The sequence below is a fragment of the Hyphomicrobium sp. genome (assembly GCF_009026145.1).
Lineage (GTDB): Bacteria > Pseudomonadota > Alphaproteobacteria > Rhizobiales > Hyphomicrobiaceae > Hyphomicrobium_A.
In genome coordinates this window covers 123,938-142,117 of sequence record NZ_WBUE01000009.1, presented here as the reverse complement: position 1 = coordinate 142,117, position 18,180 = coordinate 123,938, and the positions used below count along the sequence as shown (strand labels likewise).

General features: G+C 62.4%; 22 protein-coding genes and 1 tRNA gene. 15 read left to right on the top strand and 8 right to left on the bottom strand.

Going from position 1 to position 18,180, the window contains the following annotated elements; genetic code table 11:
• Window positions 1–247: 247 nt before the first annotated feature.
• Both F9K20_RS09770 and F9K20_RS21290 read right to left on the bottom strand, forming a co-directional pair.
• Window positions 248–418 (bottom strand): hypothetical protein, encoded by a 171-nt coding sequence (locus F9K20_RS09770; RefSeq protein WP_291000588.1) that lies wholly within the window; start codon window positions 416–418, stop codon window positions 248–250.
• Window positions 345–650, bottom strand: coding sequence for a tail protein X (locus tag F9K20_RS21290; protein ID WP_367115838.1), 306 nt, complete (start codon window positions 648–650; stop codon window positions 345–347). Before F9K20_RS21290 ends, F9K20_RS09770 begins: the two co-directional genes overlap by 74 nt.
• Before the next feature lie 59 nt (window positions 651–709).
• Here F9K20_RS21290 and F9K20_RS09765 point away from each other — a divergent pair, with 59 nt between their 5' ends.
• From F9K20_RS09765 to F9K20_RS09750, 4 genes are all read left to right on the top strand, one after another.
• Entirely contained in the window at window positions 710–1,003 is a 294-nt protein-coding gene (locus F9K20_RS09765; RefSeq protein ID WP_291000585.1) for a type II toxin-antitoxin system HigB family toxin, read from the top strand.
• Window positions 1,003–1,428 (top strand): XRE family transcriptional regulator, encoded by a 426-nt coding sequence (locus tag F9K20_RS09760; RefSeq protein WP_291000583.1) that lies wholly within the window; start codon window positions 1,003–1,005, stop codon window positions 1,426–1,428. The genes F9K20_RS09765 and F9K20_RS09760 overlap by 1 nt, the downstream gene beginning before the upstream one ends.
• A gap of 279 nt (window positions 1,429–1,707) precedes the next feature.
• Entirely contained in the window at window positions 1,708–2,010 is a 303-nt protein-coding gene (locus F9K20_RS09755) for a HigA family addiction module antitoxin (protein ID WP_291000600.1), read from the top strand.
• A 359-nt stretch (window positions 2,011–2,369) separates the two neighbouring features.
• Window positions 2,370–2,630 (top strand): hypothetical protein, encoded by a 261-nt coding sequence (locus F9K20_RS09750; protein ID WP_291000581.1) that lies wholly within the window; start codon window positions 2,370–2,372, stop codon window positions 2,628–2,630.
• A gap of 557 nt (window positions 2,631–3,187) precedes the next feature.
• On the opposite strand, the gene F9K20_RS09745 is transcribed toward F9K20_RS09750, so the two are convergent.
• On the bottom strand, window positions 3,188–3,406 hold the full coding sequence (locus tag F9K20_RS09745; protein WP_291000579.1) for a hypothetical protein: 219 nt from the start codon (window positions 3,404–3,406) through the stop codon (window positions 3,188–3,190).
• An 856-nt stretch (window positions 3,407–4,262) separates the two neighbouring features.
• A complete protein-coding gene (locus tag F9K20_RS09740; RefSeq protein WP_291000576.1) occupies window positions 4,263–4,457 on the bottom strand; it encodes a tail protein X in 195 nt (64 codons plus the stop codon).
• Between the two features lie 44 nt (window positions 4,458–4,501).
• On the opposite strand from F9K20_RS09740, the gene F9K20_RS09735 reads away from it, so the two are divergent.
• From F9K20_RS09735 to F9K20_RS09720, 4 genes are all read left to right on the top strand, one after another.
• Window positions 4,502–4,876 carry a type II toxin-antitoxin system RelE/ParE family toxin gene (locus F9K20_RS09735; RefSeq protein ID WP_291000573.1) on the top strand — a complete coding sequence of 125 codons (375 nt, stop codon included), beginning with the start codon at window positions 4,502–4,504 and terminating at the stop codon, window positions 4,874–4,876.
• Entirely contained in the window at window positions 4,873–5,199 is a 327-nt protein-coding gene (locus tag F9K20_RS09730; protein WP_291000570.1) for a helix-turn-helix domain-containing protein, read from the top strand. The genes F9K20_RS09735 and F9K20_RS09730 overlap by 4 nt, the downstream gene beginning before the upstream one ends.
• Before the next feature lie 14 nt (window positions 5,200–5,213).
• Window positions 5,214–5,384: a hypothetical protein gene (locus F9K20_RS09725; protein WP_291000568.1), complete on the top strand. Its 171-nt coding sequence runs from the start codon at window positions 5,214–5,216 to the stop codon at window positions 5,382–5,384.
• A 426-nt stretch (window positions 5,385–5,810) separates the two neighbouring features.
• Window positions 5,811–6,272, top strand: coding sequence for a hypothetical protein (locus F9K20_RS09720; protein WP_291000565.1), 462 nt, complete (start codon window positions 5,811–5,813; stop codon window positions 6,270–6,272).
• A 151-nt stretch (window positions 6,273–6,423) separates the two neighbouring features.
• On the opposite strand, the gene F9K20_RS09715 is transcribed toward F9K20_RS09720, so the two are convergent.
• Together F9K20_RS09715 and F9K20_RS09710 are read right to left on the bottom strand one after the other, a co-directional pair.
• Window positions 6,424–6,498: transfer RNA gene (locus F9K20_RS09715), tRNA-Gly, on the bottom strand.
• Between the two features lie 117 nt (window positions 6,499–6,615).
• Window positions 6,616–7,026, bottom strand: coding sequence for a hypothetical protein (locus F9K20_RS09710; RefSeq protein ID WP_291000562.1), 411 nt, complete (start codon window positions 7,024–7,026; stop codon window positions 6,616–6,618).
• 153 nt (window positions 7,027–7,179) lie between these two features.
• Here F9K20_RS09710 and F9K20_RS09705 point away from each other — a divergent pair, with 153 nt between their 5' ends.
• The 6 genes from F9K20_RS09705 (at window position 7,180) to F9K20_RS09680 (ending at window position 13,423) form a co-directional block, all read left to right on the top strand.
• Window positions 7,180–7,692, top strand: coding sequence for a prolyl-tRNA synthetase associated domain-containing protein (locus tag F9K20_RS09705; RefSeq protein WP_291000559.1), 513 nt, complete (start codon window positions 7,180–7,182; stop codon window positions 7,690–7,692).
• A gap of 178 nt (window positions 7,693–7,870) precedes the next feature.
• Entirely contained in the window at window positions 7,871–8,782 is a 912-nt protein-coding gene (trxA, locus tag F9K20_RS09700) for a thioredoxin (protein ID WP_291000555.1), read from the top strand.
• A 40-nt stretch (window positions 8,783–8,822) separates the two neighbouring features.
• Complete coding sequence (locus tag F9K20_RS09695) at window positions 8,823–9,506, top strand: LON peptidase substrate-binding domain-containing protein (protein ID WP_291000551.1); 684 nt, start codon at window positions 8,823–8,825, stop codon at window positions 9,504–9,506.
• A 15-nt stretch (window positions 9,507–9,521) separates the two neighbouring features.
• Window positions 9,522–9,728 carry a Trm112 family protein gene (locus tag F9K20_RS09690; protein ID WP_291000548.1) on the top strand — a complete coding sequence of 69 codons (207 nt, stop codon included), beginning with the start codon at window positions 9,522–9,524 and terminating at the stop codon, window positions 9,726–9,728.
• A 99-nt stretch (window positions 9,729–9,827) separates the two neighbouring features.
• Window positions 9,828–12,230, top strand: coding sequence for an ATP-binding protein (locus F9K20_RS09685; RefSeq protein ID WP_291000545.1), 2,403 nt, complete (start codon window positions 9,828–9,830; stop codon window positions 12,228–12,230).
• A 224-nt stretch (window positions 12,231–12,454) separates the two neighbouring features.
• A complete protein-coding gene (locus F9K20_RS09680; RefSeq protein ID WP_291000542.1) occupies window positions 12,455–13,423 on the top strand; it encodes a GNAT family N-acyltransferase in 969 nt (322 codons plus the stop codon).
• Between the two features lie 6 nt (window positions 13,424–13,429).
• Here F9K20_RS09680 and F9K20_RS09675 read toward each other — a convergent pair whose 3' ends face one another.
• Both F9K20_RS09675 and F9K20_RS09670 read right to left on the bottom strand, forming a co-directional pair.
• Window positions 13,430–15,328: an EAL domain-containing protein gene (locus F9K20_RS09675; RefSeq protein WP_291000539.1), complete on the bottom strand. Its 1,899-nt coding sequence runs from the start codon at window positions 15,326–15,328 to the stop codon at window positions 13,430–13,432.
• Between the two features lie 383 nt (window positions 15,329–15,711).
• Entirely contained in the window at window positions 15,712–16,686 is a 975-nt protein-coding gene (locus tag F9K20_RS09670; protein ID WP_291000536.1) for a response regulator, read from the bottom strand.
• Between the two features lie 198 nt (window positions 16,687–16,884).
• Here F9K20_RS09670 and F9K20_RS09665 point away from each other — a divergent pair, with 198 nt between their 5' ends.
• Entirely contained in the window at window positions 16,885–18,144 is a 1,260-nt protein-coding gene (locus F9K20_RS09665) for a HAMP domain-containing sensor histidine kinase (protein ID WP_291000533.1), read from the top strand.
• Window positions 18,145–18,180: the final 36 nt, after the last annotated feature.

The following is an 18,180-nucleotide window of genomic DNA, read 5'->3' as shown; positions in this document are numbered from 1 at the left end:
GATGCTCGAGCACCATCCGGACGGCGCGTTCACGCACCTCCGGCGAGAACTTGCGGGATGTCTGGTGATTCTCCATGGCTCCAATCTCTCAAGATCTGGAGCCTCCGACAAACCCGGAGCGGTTCAAACTTCTGGCGAAACGCTTCGCGCTGCCGCTCGGGGATGGAACCCAGTGCCACGCTCAGCTTTAGGGACACTCGCGTAAACAAATCCCTTCTGGCCTCGGAGTCGAGTCTTCGGCATGGCTTCAACTCATGAGCAACGCGCCCTTGGCGGGCAATACGACCTCGCAGTTGCGGTCATCAATGCCGATGCCCGCCTTATCGGACTTGTTGGCCTCGGTATCAGCGACCTCGAGCGAAACAACGCGGCCCTGTATGTTGGTGCCGCCGGCCATGATCGAATATGCTGGCGTCACGGTTATCCCCAGAGCTTGAAGGTGGACGTGACCAGCGGCTCCTCGATGTGGGGCATGTAGACCCGCGTGCCGATCGGCAGGATCTCGTCACGATCGGAAGGTCGTAATTATTCGGGTGGTCGAGGACCTGCTCGACGCGCCGGCCGTCCTGGCGCCCGTAGTGACGCCACACCATGAGGTCGACCATGTCGCCCTGCTGAGCGATCACCGTGACGCCGAGATCGGTTGCCATCGCCTATGCTCCAGCCGCTTTTCACTTGTTCCCAATTTGGAAACATGCTAGTTTTTGGAATGCACGTGATCTCGCTCAAGAAGCTGCGCGATTTCTGGAAGTTGCATCCGCCGGCCGAGCAGCCGCTCAAGAGCTGGTACAAGCTCGCATCGAGGGCCACGTGGACGTCGCCGCACGACGTCAAGCAGGACTACAGGTCGGCCGATCAGATCGGCGACAGACGGATGGTGTTCAACATGGGCGGCAACAACTACCGGCTCGTGGTGCGCTTCACGTTCAAGTACGGCCGAGCGATGATCAAATGGGTCGGCACCCATGCCGAGTACGACAAGATTGACGCGGAGAAGGTGTGATGAAGATCGACATTCGCCCCATCAGGACCGAGGACGACTACGAGTGGGCGCTCCGGGAGATAGAGCAGTATTTCGATAAGGAGCCCAAGACCGGCTCCGTGGAGGAAGCGCGCTTCGAGATCCTGGCGACGCTGATCTCTGCCTACGAGGAGAAGCACTACCCGATCGAGGACCCGGAGCCGATCCCGTACCTCAAGTCCATCATGGAGATGACCGGGCGCACTCAGACAGATTTGGCTGCGCTCATTGGCCGGGCGCGCGCCTCCGAGGTGCTGGCGCGCAAGCGCTATCTCTCCAAGGCTCAGATCGCCAAGCTGCGCGACGCCTGGGGCATCCAGGTCGACCCGCTGCTGAAGCACTATCCACTGGCCAAGTCGAAGGCCAGACCGAAGACCAGGAAGTCGTCGCGCCGCCTCGCGGCATGATGCTAATCTGTCGTCAACCGTAGTGGACGAGCTCGATGTCGAACTCGACCTTGTGGGGCGCACTGTCGGCGAACAACAGCGTCTGGTCGTCGTCAATCGCCCGGATGCACTTGCCATAGTAGCCGTCCGAAGCCGCTGACTAGCCCGCGCGTCTTGCCGTTGGCGGCCTCGGCCAGCTCAAGCTGGCCGAGGCCGAACATGTAGTGGGATAAATGACTCCGTGCAGCAGAGGAGCAGCCGATGACCAAGAAGACTTACCGGGCTCCTAGCCTATTGGCCATGAAGCGCGTCACGACGCACCCAGGCGAGATGCTGGACGAGGAGTTTCTGAAGCCCTTGGGTGTGAGCGCCCGCGCTCTTGCAAGCGAGATCGACGTCCCGGCAAACCGTCTCACCGAGATGATCGCTGGTCGTCGCGGCATGACCGCCGACACAGCGATCCGGCTCGCACGCTACTTCAGCAACTCGGCTGAGTTCTGGATGAACCTGCAGGCGATGCACGACCTGACGAAAGAGGTCGTCGGGAAGCGCAAAGCTTACGCCAAAATCAAGACGCGGAAGATTGAGACCGAGGCGGCCTAGCAGTAGTGGACGAACTCGATGTCGAACTCTACCTTGCGGTGCGACGATGTCGCCCCGTCACGCCGAGATCAGTGCTATATGGGTCTCGAAAGCTGCTTCCCTATGTATTTGGGGGCGTGTCCCTGCGCCGCATATATGCTGGCTGGGAGCTCATATAGCCGCGAGGGGTCATCGACTGCCCATCTTGGCGGACCTACCTTGGTGACCGCACATTGCATCACGGGCAACAGGACGGCAAGGTTCGCAGCGCACGCCCCCTTAGCCGTAGGGGACGAGCTCGATTCCGAACTCGCGGGCACTTCCCGAGGACTTAAATGGGCACTAAAAGAGGGCGCCAGACAGCTAACATTGAGAAGCGCGTGAGCGACTTGGAGCAGATGGTCGACAGCATCCCCGACATCCTGAACGTCAGGTTTTCGCGGATCGACCGCGAGCTGGCCGAGATCAAGGAGCAGCAGGCCGTCCACACACAGCGGTTCACGACGCTGGAGCGTAAGGTCGAGACACTCAACAAGAAGCTTGCGCTCGGCTTTGGCGAGATGATGGGCGAGATCAAGGGCGTAAAGGGCGAGATCGCGGCTCTGCGCCAGCTGCTCGAGGAGCGATTGCCCAAAACCTAACACCCCGCGGTGTCGCGACAGCCCTTCTTCTCAGCCCGACGTGCAGAGTCCCGAGCTAGCGGTTCCGAAAGCTGCTTCCCCTAAGCATTAGAGGGCGTGTCGTCGTAAACGGGCAGAGTCGGTAGCGGCGGCTGATATCCCTGCGCCGCATATAGGCTGGCTGGGAGTTCGTATAGCCGTGAAGGGTCTTCGTACACGACCCAAGCGCTATCCTCGCCGCCCCAGCCATCCTTGACGCGGTACAATCCCCTCGCCATGCGCTCTCTCCATACTTTGGGCTAAGCAGGCGTCGGTTCGGCGTCCGTGTCAACCAGGACTCAACCGGAAATAATCTCAAACCGAGACGGTACTCTATTGCGAGGCCCCATCGACCGACTTTGGATCGATCTGTAAATCGACGTTCCTCTGTCCGACCTAGGGCCTCTCAAGCGAGACGTCTCTTGATTTCGAAACTCATACGATTGTGTACAAAACCACACCTGTCATGCGGAACATTTACCTCTCTGTGGTGATCGCGCCTGATCGCAGGGAGCCGCGGGGTGGTCTCGCCCATGCGGTCAGTCGTCCCATTCGTTGGGCTCCAAGTGTGCCACGGACTGTGGAGTGCCGGGAACTATCAGGATGGTGCCGTCCGGCTCGATGCGGATTGCCGCGATGTCGAGCTTCTCCTGTTTCGCGGCCCGGATGGCACGCGCTAGATCGGATTGCGTGAAGCGACACGGCCCACGTGCCTCGCGTCGCGCCTTGCCGGGGTGATTGATTGAGGTCTTCCTCACCGATCCACCTCTGGACAGGCATTTCGCCAATTTCCCAGGTGGCATTTCCAGCACGTCCGATGCGGCACGTCGACCTCAAAATTCCATTCCTCACAACTTGGCTTTGCTGCCGCCCGGGGATCATCATGCTGCAGCCATCTGCGCCTGATGTTGCGTCGAGTGATCAGGACCTTTGCTGGCCAGAAAACCCTGGCGCTTCTCGCGCGAGCGCATATGCCCAGCAGAGTGGCGTTCGCTCGATGCTGTTGCCAGGCGGAAGATCGATCCTGATGACTTCAGGAACCTCGATGATCTAAGACGTTTTCCCCAGCCATCACCTGCAGAAGCTGAGGGCCCCCAGGAATGGCAGATTGTCGGCTACCGTTGAGGATCAGTATATGAAGCGCATCCGCATCACCACGCTCGGGGCGAGATCCTACTCAACGAGTGCATGATCCCGCCTCAACATGAGCGCCAGCGCGCTCGCATGAGAACTCTGCATCCCGGCAAACCAGAGATCATCGCCGCAAGCGCAGCATCACAGCCGGACACGATGATCAGGCTATCCGCTATTTTCGCATGAGCGCCGAGATGTGGCTCACCTGCAGCGCAACCAGGATCTCTCGAAGACGCTCGCCGAGAACGCCCGGGCATACGCGAAGATCAAAGCAAGCCCGAGGAGACATAGCAAGATCGGCGTCACCAAGAGAGCGGCGACGTGTTCGCCGACTGGCCTGGTGAACGCCAAAACGCGTGCCATCAAGGCACGACCTCGCAGTTGCGGTCGCCGATGACCATCGGACCCGTTGGCCTCACTATCAGTGGCCTCGAGAGAAACCACGCGGCCCTGGATGTTGGAGCCCTCCGACATGATCGATTATGCTGGCGCCGGAACTTGAACGTGGATGTGACCAGCGGATCCTTGATGTGGAGCATGTAGGTCATCGTTGCGCGGATGATCGAGGACCTGCTCGACGCGCCGGCTGTCTTGGCGGCCGTAATTCTTCCAGACCAGGTAATCGAGCATGTCGCCCTGCTGGGCGATCACCGTCACGCCGAGATCGGTTGCCATGCCTACCCTCTTGACGTTATGGTAATTTGCCCATAGACTGTGGAGTGTCAGACGTTCGCAAACCGCTGCTTTGGATTGGCTCCAGCAAACGCGATCTCGACGGCCTCCCCGATGGGGTGCAGGACGTGTTTGGCTTTGCCCTCGATTTCGCCCAGCGCGGCCTCAAGCATGAGGCCGCGAAGGCCTTAAGCTGTTTCGGCGGCGCCGGTGTTCTGGAGGTAGTCGAGAACGACGAGGGTGGAACTTACCGAGCCGTCTACACGGTGAAGTTCGCCGGCGCCGTCTACGTGCTGCATGTGTTTCAGAAGAAATCGAAGAAGGGCATCGCGACCCCACAGTCAGACGTCAAACTGATCAAGGCGCGCCTCAAGAAGGCGGAAGAAGACTGGAAAGCTCGCCTGAAGGAGCAAACCAAATGAGCAAGATCACCGTCACCAAAAGCAGCGGCAATGTCTACGCCGACATCGGGATCCCGAACGCCACTGAGCACGCCGTCAAGGCCGATCTCGTGATCCGGCTGAGCCAGATCATCAAGGCTCAGGGGCTGACCCAAACCGCAGCTGCGGAGAAGATCGGCATCAGCCAGGGCGACCTCTCGAAGGTCCTGCGCGGACACTTCCGCGGCTACTCGGTCGAGAAGCTCATGACGGCGCTGACCAAGCTGGGCCAGGACGTCACGATTGGCGTACGCGCTGCCAAGCGCAGGACCGGCAGAGTTGCGGTCGAGCTCGAGGACGCTTAGGGCAGAATAGCGCCATGACCGGCAACCGAGGAACGAAGAACGGCGACGAGTACGACGCCTTCTCGCGCAACCGCGGCATTCACAGCTGGCGGCGCGGGAAGCTGCGACGGATCAAGCGCGGATTTTCCAAACGCATGCGCAGACTCGCCCGCCTGGCGCTCAGACGGCCCGATGATCAGCCGTAGTGGACGAGCTCGATGTCGAACTTGACCTTGTGTGGCGCGCTGTCGGCGAAGAACATCGTCTGGTCATCATCGATCGCCCGGATGCACCACTTGCCGTAGTAGCGCCAGAAGCAAGAGGCGAGCCGCGCGAAGAAGGTTGTCTCCAGTGGATGAGACTATCGTCAGACTAGGATGGGCGTGCGACTGGGAATCCGCCACCAACGTTTGCACGCTCCAAGTCTTTGGCCATGCCATGGCCTGCCACACCTCCTGCCGGCCGACTAACCACGCCAGGCCCCGCACCACAACAAGGACGTCCCGACCGCTACACACGACCGGGACGGTCCAGGAGTTTTCACATAGACCGGCCTGCAGACAGATAAGCAGCACGTAGCTGGGTGCCCGATAGCAGCACGCCTGCATGTGCGGCACTGGTGGGAGATCAGTTTGAGAAAACGAAAGTCGAGGTCGAAGGGAGTCAATGGCCAGAGAGGCGCAGCGGAAAGGTTCACTCCTCAGCAGGTGATCGCTGCCCTGGAGGCAAGCGGAGGTGTGAACCTCGCAGCCGCTAAAATGCTTGGTTGTGCTCCTTCGACGATCGCCAACTACCTGGCAAGGTATCCAGAGATCGCCGACGCCAAGGTCGAGATAGAATTCGAGAAACTCGACATTGCCGAAACCGTGGTAGTAAGGCGGATGTTATCCGACGCTAACCCCGTCTTGCAGCTCCGAGCAGCGATGTTCTACCTGACAAGGAGAGGTGCTGCTCGCGGCTACAGCAAGGGGAGGGGTGCATCAGCAACCAAATTTCGGATTGAGGAGAGCATCGATGCCTCGGCGCTGTCCCCTGAAGAACGGCAAACCTTTGAGGAGTTGCTCGCGAAGGTCAAATGGCGAGGTACCAGTTGAGCCAAATTTCAGCTCTCCAAGGGACTTCCAATATTTCCAACGAAGCCCCTGCAGCCGCGCTCGGCTAGTGACGGCCGTTGCGGCGCGCCTGAACGGATGCTCTGCTTCACAGGCGACGGCCGTTAGCGAACTCCAATAGAATGGGATTGATTGGAGCGGGCGATGAGATTCGAACTCACGACCCTCACGTTGGCAACGTGATGCTCTACCCCTGAGCTACGCCCGCATCCTTTAGGGTATTTGGCGCCGCGAGTAGCGGCGGACCCGCCTTATGGCGCAACTGCGCCGCCTTGGCAAGCACCCGCAGCCGCCATGGCGTCCCTCTCCCCCAATACGCCTTCCCCTAGCCCTTCTCGCCCGTTCCGGCCTTGAAATAGCTCTTGAGGCTGCACTGCGAGTAGCCGCCCTCCGAGAACAGCCGTTTGACCTCCTTGAGGGCGATCTCGCGCGTGGCGCCGACGGCCGCCGCACAGCCGGTCTTGGGGTCGGTGCAGCACATGACGGCAAACACATGGTCCATGCCGTTGGTGCTGGCCGGCGTTTCTGCGCAGGTCGAGGAAACCTGCTTGCAGGCGAGCACGGCGAGCTTCTTTGCCTGGTCCTTGCTGGTTGCCCAAACCACCGATGACGAGTTCTCCAGGTTGGGGGCGATGGCTGCCCATCGATCCTGGGCGGCGGCCTGACACGGCAGCACGGCCAATGTGAGCAGTGCCACGGCGACGGCTGCGAGTGGGGCGAGGGATCTCGTGAGCATCATATCTCCTGCGGTCACGACCTTAATGCTACCGCTGGCCAAATCGGCCAGCAAGCGGGTGACAAGAGGAAAGCAGGGAAAGCCGCGGCAAAGCCGATTGGCGAGGACCCGTGAGTTGTTTTAGTAGTCGTCCAGCCCCGAGCGCCCCAAGCCATGCCAGCATCCCGCCAAGACCTCTTCGCCCGACTCGCCGAGCTCGGCATAAGAACCACGACGGTGGAGCACGAGCCGGTGTTCACGGTGGCCGAAAGCAGTCGGCTCGAAAGGGAGCTCCCGGGGGCACATACCAAGAATCTGTTCCTCAAGGACGAGGACGGCTCGCTGTTTCTCGTGGTTGCCATGGCTTCGACGCGCGTCGATCTCAAGGCTTTGGCGCGGACTCTGGGGGCCGGGCGCTTCAGCTTCGGTAAGCCGGAGTTGCTGCTCGACGCACTGGGCGTGCCGCCCGGCTCGGTGACGGCGTTTGCCGTAATAAACGACACAAGGCAGCGGGTGCATCTCGTGTTCGATGCGGAGCTGATGCAGCATGAAACTATAAATTGCCATCCGCTCGAGAACGCGGCGACGACCAACATTGCGCGCGACGACCTTTTGCGGTTCATTCGCGCTTGCGGTCACGAGCCGAGAATTACCGTGCTCGGCGGCGCCATGGCGAACGGCTCTTAAGATATGCGGGTGGTGGCGGAAAAATCCGGCGCCAGCATGACTTGCAGGTCACGCCCAGCGTGACGATGTGGGTCAAGGAAAGCCGCTCGCGGGCCTCAATTTGGACCGCCAGTTGCGTTTTTTGCTATTGAGTGGGGGCAGGCGCTAAGCTTAGTGCCGCGCCGCGAGGAGAAGAGGCATGGAATTCGGGTTGAAGGCATCGCCGGGTGGCGCCAGCGATGCCGGCATCGTCAAGGATTCGACGACGGCAAGCTTCGCCAAAGACGTTATCGAGGCGTCGCGTACGGTACCGGTGATCGTCGATTTCTGGGCGGCTTGGTGTGGCCCGTGCAAGCAACTGACGCCTGTGCTCGAGAAAGTCGTTAAGAGCTACGGCGGCAAGGTGCGGCTCGTTAAGATCAACGTCGATGAGCACCCGGGCATCGCCGGACAATTGCGCGTGCAGTCGCTACCGACCGTCTACGCGTTTCGCGATGGCCGGCCGCTCGACGGCTTCATGGGCGCGCAGCCTGAAAGTGCGGTTCGTGCCTTCGTCGACCGCCTCGTCGGAGAGGATGCAGAGGCCGACGTTGCCACTGTGCTGGCGACCGCCGAGCAGGCGCTTGAGGAAGGCGACGTTCAGGCCGCAGCCGAGATCTTCGCCGCCGTCCTGCAGGAGCACAAGCAGAATGCGGCAGCGCTTGCCGGGTTGGCCCGCTGCTATCTGCAGACGGGCGACATCGATCGCGCCGAGCAGATGATTGCGCTCGTGTCGCCGGACGACAAGAAGATCGCTGCCGTCGAGCAGGTGAAGGCGGCGCTGGAGCTGGCGCGTAAAGCCGGGCAGGCGGACCAGCGGAGCGAGCTGGAGCAGCGGCTGAAGGCTAATCCGGCGGATCTGCAGACGCGCTTCGATCTGGCCGTGGCGCTGGCGGCGCGAGGACAGAAGGCAGAGGCGGTCGAGCATCTGCTTGAGCTTGTGCGGCGCGACCGCAAATGGAACGACGAGGCGGCGCGCAAGCAATTGGTGCAACTTTTCGAGGCTTGGGGTTTCAAGGATCCCGCGGCGATAGACGGACGGCGCCGCCTGTCGTCCTTGCTGTTTTCATAGGCTCTCAGAGCCTCGCCAGAGGCGGAAGGATTTACGGCCCGTGTCCCCGACCGATCGCTACCGGCGTCCGGCAGACCTTCCGCCACGCATTCCCGTCTTTCCGTTGCGCGGTGCCATTCTCCTGCCGCGCGCGACGTTGCCGCTCAACGTGTTCGAGCCCCGCTATCTCGAAATGCTCGACGACGTGATGGCGGGCGACCGTCTGATCGGTATCATTCAGCCGGCAATCAGTGACACGGCCGAGGATGAGGAAAGCCCCCGCGGTCCGGTCGGTCTACGCAGTGTCGGATGCGTGGGGCGCGTCACGAGCTATCAGGAGGTCGACCACGCGCGCCGCATGATCACGCTCACCGGCGTTGCGCGCTACGATGTGCTCGATGAGGCGGTGACCGATCTTCCTTACCGCGTGATGAGCGTCAGCTACGACCGCTACGCCACGGACCTCAGCGAGGGGCTCGGCGAAGAGCAGGTTGATCGAACCAACCTGCTGCGGGTCTTGCGTTCCTATCTCGATGCCAACAAGCTCGAGGCCGATTGGGCCGCCATCCAGCGCGCGTCGAGCGAGTTCCTCATCAATGCGCTGTGCGTCATGTGTCCGTACGGCCCCGAGGAAAAGCAGGCGCTGCTGGAGGCGGAGGACCTCAAATGCCGGGCGGACGTGCTCGTTGCGCTGGCCGAAATGGAGCTGGCCTCCAGCGGCAGCAGCGGCACGACGCTGCAGTAGGCAGCGAGGGAACAAATGTCCCATGCTCCCAACCAGAAGGTCGATCCCAAGCTCCTCGAGATACTCGTCTGCCCGGTGACCAAGACGAACCTCGAATACGACGCTGCGGCACAAGAGCTCATCAGCCGTGCGGCCGGGCTTGCTTTCCCGATCAGAGATGGCATCCCGCGCATGCGCCTCGAGGATGCACGCCGGCTCGACGAGGGCCCGCGGCAACGCTAGCTGCCCACCACCGTTAACCAACCCGCTTCAGCGTTTCGAAACGCCCGTATGGTTGCCTCGGCCGCGGATTTCGTGCGTTGCGTAGCGGGTGCTATTGGCGTGAGCGACAAGAATTTGCATTCCTCGGTCGCGCCGGGTGCTGCGCATGCGGGAGGCGAGAAGTTGCGTCGATTATCCGCCGGTGTTGCGGAGCGCCTGGCCGAGCTTCAGTTGAGCCTTCAGCGTGCACGCGAGGTCGGCGCGTCTACCGCATCGGTGAAATTGTCGCTTTTGATGCTGCTGGTCGGCCTGGCGTGTCTCGTTGTCGCTTTCGCTCTGCTTCCCGGTCCGCTGACGGCCCTGCAAGTCTTTGTCGCCCTCGGCGTTGGCTTCACGCTCATTTCGCTGTATCTCGCGTTCACGGCTGCTGCCCGCCCGGGAGCCGACCAGCTTGAGCATGTGGGCGCGCGTATCGAGCGTCGACTCGAGCGGCTGCAGGATGTGCAGTGGGAGTTGAGTGAGAACGAGTCGCGCTATCGTGCGCTGCTCGACACGCAAGAGGACGCGATCGTTCGGCGTGATGAGCTCGGCAACCTGACTTTTGCCAACAAGGCATTTCTCGACATGTTCGCCGTATCGGCCGATGAGGTGCTGGGCAAGCCGTTCGTGGTCGAGGTGTGCGAGGAAAGCGGTATCGAGCCGCTCTCCGTCGCCGACGATGTCCGTCACCAGCGCTTCGTACAGCACGCGTTCACCGCTTCCGGTCCGCGCTGGATCGAGTGGGAGGAGCATCTGGTAGCCGCCGCGAGCGGGGGCCATTTCGAGGTGCAGAGCGTCGGTCGCGACGTCACCGAGCAGCGCCGGGCCGAGACGCAACTGGCCGAGGCGCGCGATCAGGCCGAGGCCGCCAATCGCGCCAAGGGGCGCTTCCTAGCCGCCATGAGCCACGAGATCCGCACCCCCATGAATGGCATCCTCGGCATGGCAAGCCTTCTGCTCGAGACACCGCAAACTCCCGAGCAGCAGACTTACGCGCGCGCCATCGATCAATCGGCGCGCACACTGTTGGCGCTGATCGACGAGATCCTCGACTTCTCCAAGATCGAGGCCGGAAAGCTGGAGCTGAGCGAGGCGCCGTTTGCGCTCGAGACGTGTATCCAGGGAGCCGTGGAGCTATTGGCGCCGCGCGCGCACGAGAAGGGCCTGGAGATCGCCTGGTCGATGAGCTCACGGCTTCCGCGCGTGGTTCTTGGCGATGAGGCGCGGGTGCGCCAGATTCTCCTCAACCTCCTCTCCAACGCCGTGAAGTTTACCGACACGGGCGGTGTGAGCGTGAAGGTTACGGAGGCCGAAGCGCCAACTGCAGGCGGCGGTACGAAGATCGCAATCGTGGTCGAGGATACCGGCATCGGCCTTACCCCGGAGGACATGCGAGGTCTCTTCACTGAGTTCGAGCAGGCCGAGACGGCCATCCGCCGCCGCAACGGTGGCACCGGACTAGGCTTGGCCATCTCTATGCAGCTGGCGCGCGCCATGGGTGGCGAGATTCGCGTCGACAGCGAGCCGGGAAAGGGGTCGAGATTTACGGCCGACATCGTCCTGCAGCCCGTCGCGCTCGCAGATAGCTCCGAACCAGCAATCCTCTCCGATTCCGGGCGCGTGCTATTGGCCTTCGACCGGTCGTTGGAGCGGCGCGCGTTGAGCGAAGCGCTCTCGTCTGCAGGTATCGCTGCCTTGGAGACGAGCTTCGCCGCAGCCGCAACTGCCCTGGAATCCGCCTCGAGCGAAGGCGCGCCCATCGATCGGCTGGTCGTCGATGGCGCGGAAGGGCCGGCAGCCGCCGGCGGCCTGCTCGCCAAGGCGCGGCAGCTCAATCGTCAGGCCAATGTCAGGGGTATCGTGCTCGTCAATGTGCTGGCGCGCGCCAGCCTCTCGGAGTTTCGCGCCGCCGGCTTCGATGCCTACCTCGTGAGGCCGGTGCGCCCGGCTTCGATGTTGATGCAATTGGGGCTGCGGGGCTCCGAAAGCCCCTCGGCCGTGGAACGCCCTGACGCTCTCGGTAGTCCGCCGCAGCCGGCGCTCGGCGGAATATCGCCTCGTCGCGTGCTGCTGGCCGAGGACAACGAGATCAACTCGCTGCTGGCCAAGCGCGTGCTGGAGAAATGCGGTTGTGACTACGTCGCAGTGACCAACGGCGCCGATGCCGTTGCGGTGGTGCGTCGCGCGCTGGAGGGCGAGGTGTGCGGCGTTGACCTCGTCCTGATGGACATCTTCATGCCGCAGCTGGACGGAATAGAGGCGGCGCGGGCAATCAAAGAGCTTTACGCCAGAGCTCCCCGCTGCATTGCCGCGCCGCCGATCGTCGCGCTGACCGCCAACGCCTTTGCCGAGGATAGGCAGCGCTATCTGGACGCCGGGATGGACGACTATCTGGCCAAGCCGTTCGACAAGGCGAGCCTCGAGACCGTGCTGATGCGCTGGTTTGGCCGCCGCCCGGGCGGGGACGCCGACGCGGCCGCCTGAACGCCGCCATCGAGAGCCCGCAATCCCATGCGCTTTTGCTGCGTGTAAGTTGCCCGCAGCCCATTGGCCGACAGTAAAAAGTCTGTCATGGAAGCGTGATATCCACCCGCGGCCGTTGGGAAAAAAAGCCGTAGCGAAGCTGGTGCGCGGGGGCGGTGCGAGCCGCTTCAAGGGGCGCTGTGGGCACCGTATGATAGCCGTATAGGCAGGGGAGAGACGGAGCGATGAAGTATGCGGCGCGGCGGATGGCCAGCCGGTTGGCACGCAGCCCCAAGTGGCAAGCGGTCCCCGGCGGCCTCTTAGCCTTGCGCGCTCTGCGCGATGCGAGCGGCGCTGCCTTCCCGCTGCGCAAGCCGGACAAGGTCTACGGCAAGATCGGCAACCTCGAGGTGCGCCTGACGCGCCGGTGGCGCGACATCAAGCTCGCGCAGCGGCTGCGCTACAAAGTCTTCTACGAGGAGATGTCGGCCGTGCCGACGCTGCGAGCCGAGCTGCGGCGCCGCGACGAGGACCCATACGATGCCGTGTGCGATCATCTTCTCGTCGTCGACGAGGCGGCGACTGCCGTCAACGAGTCGTGGGGCGGCCTGCGCCGGCAGAAGGTCGTCGGGACCTATCGGGTGCTGCGGCAGGAGGTGGCCGAGCGCACGCTCGGGTTCTATACGCAGAGCGAATACGATATCGCACCGCTCATTGGCGCCAAGCCTCACCACCGCTTCATGGAGCTCGGCCGCTCCTGCGTCCTCGAGCCGTATCGCAACAAGCGCACCGTCGAGCTGCTTTGGCATGGGCTCTGGACGTACGTTCGCGAACACAAGGTCGACGTCATGATCGGGTGTGCGAGCCTACCCGGTACCGATCCTGATCTGCATGCCATGGCGCTCAGCTTTCTGCACCACAACGCCCTGGCGCCCGCCGAGTGGCGTTGCCGCGCGCACAGCCGACTGCACGTCAGCATGGACCGGGTGCCGCGCGATAAGGTCGACTCCAAGGCGGCCTTGAAGGCGTTACCACCTTTGATCAAAGGATATCTGCGCCTCGGGGCTTTCGTCGGCGATGGGGCAGTCATCGACCGGCAATTCGGCACCACCGACGTGCTGATCATTCTGCCCGTGGAAAAGATCGACCCGCGCTACTTCGAGCACTTCGGCACGCCCAGCGAGGTGAAGAGCCGCGTTGCCGTGGACGCCTGAGCACGTCTAGTCGGAGCTATTCTCGCGGCTGTTGTCTTTGCTTCCGGCGATTGCCGAATCGAGCGCGGCCAGGCGCAATGTGCACTGCTTGACGGCGCGCTTTATGCCGCTCGCGCGCACAGGCGGGCTGAAGTAGAAGCCCTGCGCCTCGCTGTATCCTGCAGCCCGGACGGCGGCGAGGCTGGCCGCAGTCTCGACACCCTCCGCAACCGAACGCATGTTCAGCTCCCGCGCCAGATCGGCGACCGATTTGACGATGGCGACGCAATCGTGGTGCTCGGGAATGTCACGCACGAAGCTACGGTCGATTTTGATCTTCTTGAACGGGAAGCTGCGCAGGTAGTTGAGCGTGGCGAAGCAGGTTCCGAAGTCGTCGAGCGTGATGAGAACGCCGAGATCGTGCAGCTTGCGTAGCACCTCCTGCGTGCGCGCCTGATCGCGCATCAGGACGGTCTCGGTGATCTCGAGCTGTAGGCGCTGCGGCTCGAGGCCCGTCTCGTGCAGCACCTCGGTGACGATTTCGTAGACGTCGCAGCACTCTATCTGGACCGCAGACAAGTTGACCGCCACCTTTGTCGATTCCGGCCATTCCTTGGCGTCGGTGCAGGCTTGCCGCAGCGCCCAGCTGCCCATGCGCACAATGAGGCGCGTCTCCTCGGCAATCGGAATGAACTCCGATGGCGGGATCATGCCGCGGCTCGGATGCTTCCAGCGCATCAGCGCCTCGAAGCTCGAGACCTTTCCCTCGCGCAAGTCGACGATCGGCTGATAGTGGAGCACCAGCTCGGAGCGCTCGACTGCCTGCTGCAGCTCAGAGCGCAACGGGTTCTGCGCCTCCGAGGCCGTGTCGACCGAGCCGGGGGCGTAGATGGCATGCACGCCGCGGCCCATGGACTTGGCGCGATACAGCGCCATGTCGGCGCAAGCGAACAGCTGCTCGGGGGTTTGTCCGTGGTGCGGCGCCAGCGCGACGCCGATGCTCGCTTCGGTATGCAGGCAGTGCCCGAAAACGTCATGCGGGCGGCGGATGTTCTGCAGGATGCGGCGCGCAAGGCTGTCGGCAAGGTCTTCGCGATCGACGCCTACCTGTAGAATCGCGAACTCGTCGCCGCCCAATCGCCCGACGACATCGCCGGCACGTAGGCAGTCCTTGAGGCGGGCCGCGACGCTCTTCAAGAGGCCGTCGCCGACGAGATGCCCGAGGCGATCGTTGATCTCCTTGAAGTGGTCGAGATCGAGCCACAGCAGCGCAAATCCCTGGCGCGGATCGTAGCTCTCGAACTGATGCTCCAGCTGTTCGCGGAAGTGGAACCGATTGGGAATCTCGGTCAGCGTATCGTGGCGCGCCAGCCATTCGATCTTTTCGTCGGATTGACGCTGCGCAGTGATGTCTTCCTGCATGTCGACCCATCCGCCACCGGCCAGTGGCTGGTAGGTGACGCGAATGATGCGACCATCGGTGAGGTTCTGGATCTCGTCCAAATGGCCCGACTGCTGCAAACGGGCCACGTGTTTCTTGATCCACTCAGTCGCCGCCTCGCCTGAAGTCTCCTCGCCCATCACGCGCCGCATGTGATAGCGCAGGATCTCGACAAAGGGCGTGCCGGGGCGCGTCAGTCCCGGCGGCAGGTGATAGATGTCGGCATAGGCCTTGTTGCAGACGACGAGACGTTGCTCGCTATCGAACATCGACAGGCCGCGGCCCATGTGATTGAGGGCCGCCTCGAAGCAGGCATTGAGCTGCTCGAGCTTCTCGTTGCGCTGCAAAACCGCGCCGAGCTGCTGTTCGAGAGTGGCCTGCAGGTGCGCCACCTCCTCGGTCGAGAACGGCTCGGAAGCCGCCTCGCCGCGCAGGCTTTCTTGCCGCGGCTTACCCAGGGCAAGCTTGAGCGCACTCTGACTCACGTGTGGCCTTCCTGACGTCGCCGCAGCGTTTGGGCAACTCTACGTCAGCGTTGGTCTCTACATTCCTAACCGCCCCTGCGACTCTTGGGAGGGTTTAGCGAGGAGTTAATCGCCGTCTCAGCTGACTACAGAGCCAAACGCCGGCTCAACCGCAGCGTGACCTCAGCGCGCGTCATCGTAGAAATACTTAACCCCGAGTGTAATTTCGTATTGTTCTGTTGAGACGGTGGCGCGGTGCCCTGCCTCGCCGCGCCCACGATCCGACCATGGATCCCCCGCCCGCCGAATCGCCTCGGGAAGTCTATGCAAATCCGCAGATCGAGGATGGGTGTTCACGAGGCGTGGGGCAGTTATGGCAGTTCAATTAAGGCTCGGCCGCGACCTCAGGCGCTTTGACTGCGCAGCGGCTCTTCCGCCGGGTGCTCGTGACGGATGAAGCTGTAGCTCCAGGCCCCGGAGCCAGGCAGCAGCTGCGCCGGCCAGATGAAACGCGCCCAGCTCGCCTCGAAGTCGGGATGATAGAGGCCCTCCTGGGTGGGAAACCAGGCCTGCGCCTTGCGGGTACGCAAGAGCTGCACCATGTCGGCCGGCGCGCTGTAGCTCTCCGCGGCCTCGCATTGACTGTTTATGGCCTCGACATCGGAGACCAGAAGAAAGGACTCGTTGCCCTCGGCATCGCGCATCATCACGCCAGGCGGCGCCGCGCACACATAGTGCTCGATGATCCCGTTCTTCTCCATGACGTCCTTGAGCAGCTCGGTGAAGCTCGGGTCGGAGAAGAAACACGGCTTCTGCAGTGCCAGCGCGCTGTTGATGGGGGCGGAGATCTCGGCGAAGTACTCGTCCTGTAGGCGTTTGATTTCGCGGCGCAGAGCAAAGGTGACGCTGGCATCCTGCTTTTGCAGGAAGCAGTCGATGACGCCTTCATTGAAGGCGGAGATCGCAGTCTCGAGCCCGGCCTTGCCGGTAAGCAGGATGGTCTTCACCGGCAGATCACGGATTGCGCGGCAGAACTCGACGCCGGTCATCTTCGGCATGTCGTAGTCGACGATGGCGACCGAAACGCGCTGCTGGCGCGCACGATCCTCGATCACCGAGCGCAACTCCGAAAGCTGCAAGCGCAGGAGGCGGTCGCCGAAGCGCACCTCCGATCCCAGGTCCATGTCCGAGACGTCCCTGAAGTAGCGCGCGAAGTTAGGGTGCTGCCCAGCCTGGGCGCGCAAGTGCTCGAGCGCGGCATCGGGACGCGTAAACGTCTGGCACGACACTTCCTCGCTAAACTGAAAATCCAGGCTTTCTAGAAAAAGCGGATCATCGTCCAAAACGAGGATTGAAGTGGGGTGGTAAAACGGCGTCATGATACCTTTAAGCCCTTGCCGGCTGAGTGCACTTTCCGTAAGGACCTTTCGTACTACGGTTTCGTATCGGATCCGGTACGGCGACGGTTAAAAGTTTAAATGTTTCAATTGTCCGAACGCTTTTCCTTAAAGCCTCGTGCGAGCGTCATTATAGCCCGCAGCGAGCCGCGGCCCCGTCCATTCCTTGTGGTGCGCTGGATGAACGAGCTGGCGCGGCGCTACATCGAGTATCACGCCCACGCCCAGCGGAAGATCCGCGCCGCGGCGATCATCGGCGTTCTCGGGTTCCCCATCTTTTACTTTGTTTGGACCTATGTCCTGCCGCAGCCATACGAGAGCATCACGCTGCGCGCCATCGGCACGGGGCTGTGCCTTGCTCTGGCGCTGACGCAGTGGTGGCCCGTTGCCTGGCGCCGCTACATCGTGCCGTTTTCGTACTTTACGTTTCTCTACAGCTTGCCGTTCTTCTTCACGTTGATGCTGTTGTTGAACAACGGCAGCGTGACGTGGGAGATGTCGACGCTAGCGGCGCTGATCTACGTCGTGCTGCTGTATGACCTCGTCAACGCGATCGTCGTGCTGGTCGTCGGCTCGCTTGCTGCCGTCGGGGCCTTTCTCCTGGTGACCGGAGGTGCGCCCATTCCCGAAGGCTACCTACTCACGCTTCCGATCCTCACCTTCGCGCTCACCGGCTTCCTCGGCCTCGCCTATGGCGACAACGTCATCGCGCGCGAGAAGCTCAAGGCTGCGGCCTCGTTGGCGAGCCAGGTGGCGCACGAGTGCCGCACGCCGCTGACCGGCATCCGCTTCGAAGCCGATGGCTGTGAGCGCCTCCTGGCGCGGCTCCCCGAGTCCCCAATTCGTGACAAGCTCGCTGCTTCGCATAGGCGCGTGCGCCAGCACATCACCTCGGCGAACTCGGTCATCGACCTGCTGCTGACCAACGTCGCGCAGCATCACCGCGGCGCACCGACGGCCGAGCTGCACAACATGAGCAAGATCGTATCGATGGCGCTGGAGCGCTACAGCTTCAAGCCCAACCAGCGCGACATCGTGCGCACGGATGTGCGGGAAGATTTTCAGTTCCGCGGCTCGGACCTGCTGATGACTCACGTGCTGTTCAATCTGCTGAAGAATGGCCTGCGGGCCATCGAGGCGCGTGACGGCAACGACAACTATTTGTCGATCGAGCTGAGGCGCGGCGCCGAGACGAACAGCATCGTGATCACCGACACGGGCGAAGGCATCCCGCCGGAGATACTGAACTACGTGTTCATCCCCTTCGTCTCGGCGCAGCGGCCCGGTGTCGGCACCGGACTCGGCCTGTCATTCTGCCGGATGATTATTGAGGACGCCGGCGGTACGATTTCGTGCCGCTCGAAGGTGAATGTCGGCACCTGCTTTACCATCGAATTGCCCGTTGTGCAGCCAGCCATTGAGAATGCGACTGCGGCCTAGGCGCCGCTGCGCGTTGCCGCTCTTGGGCGCGACTTC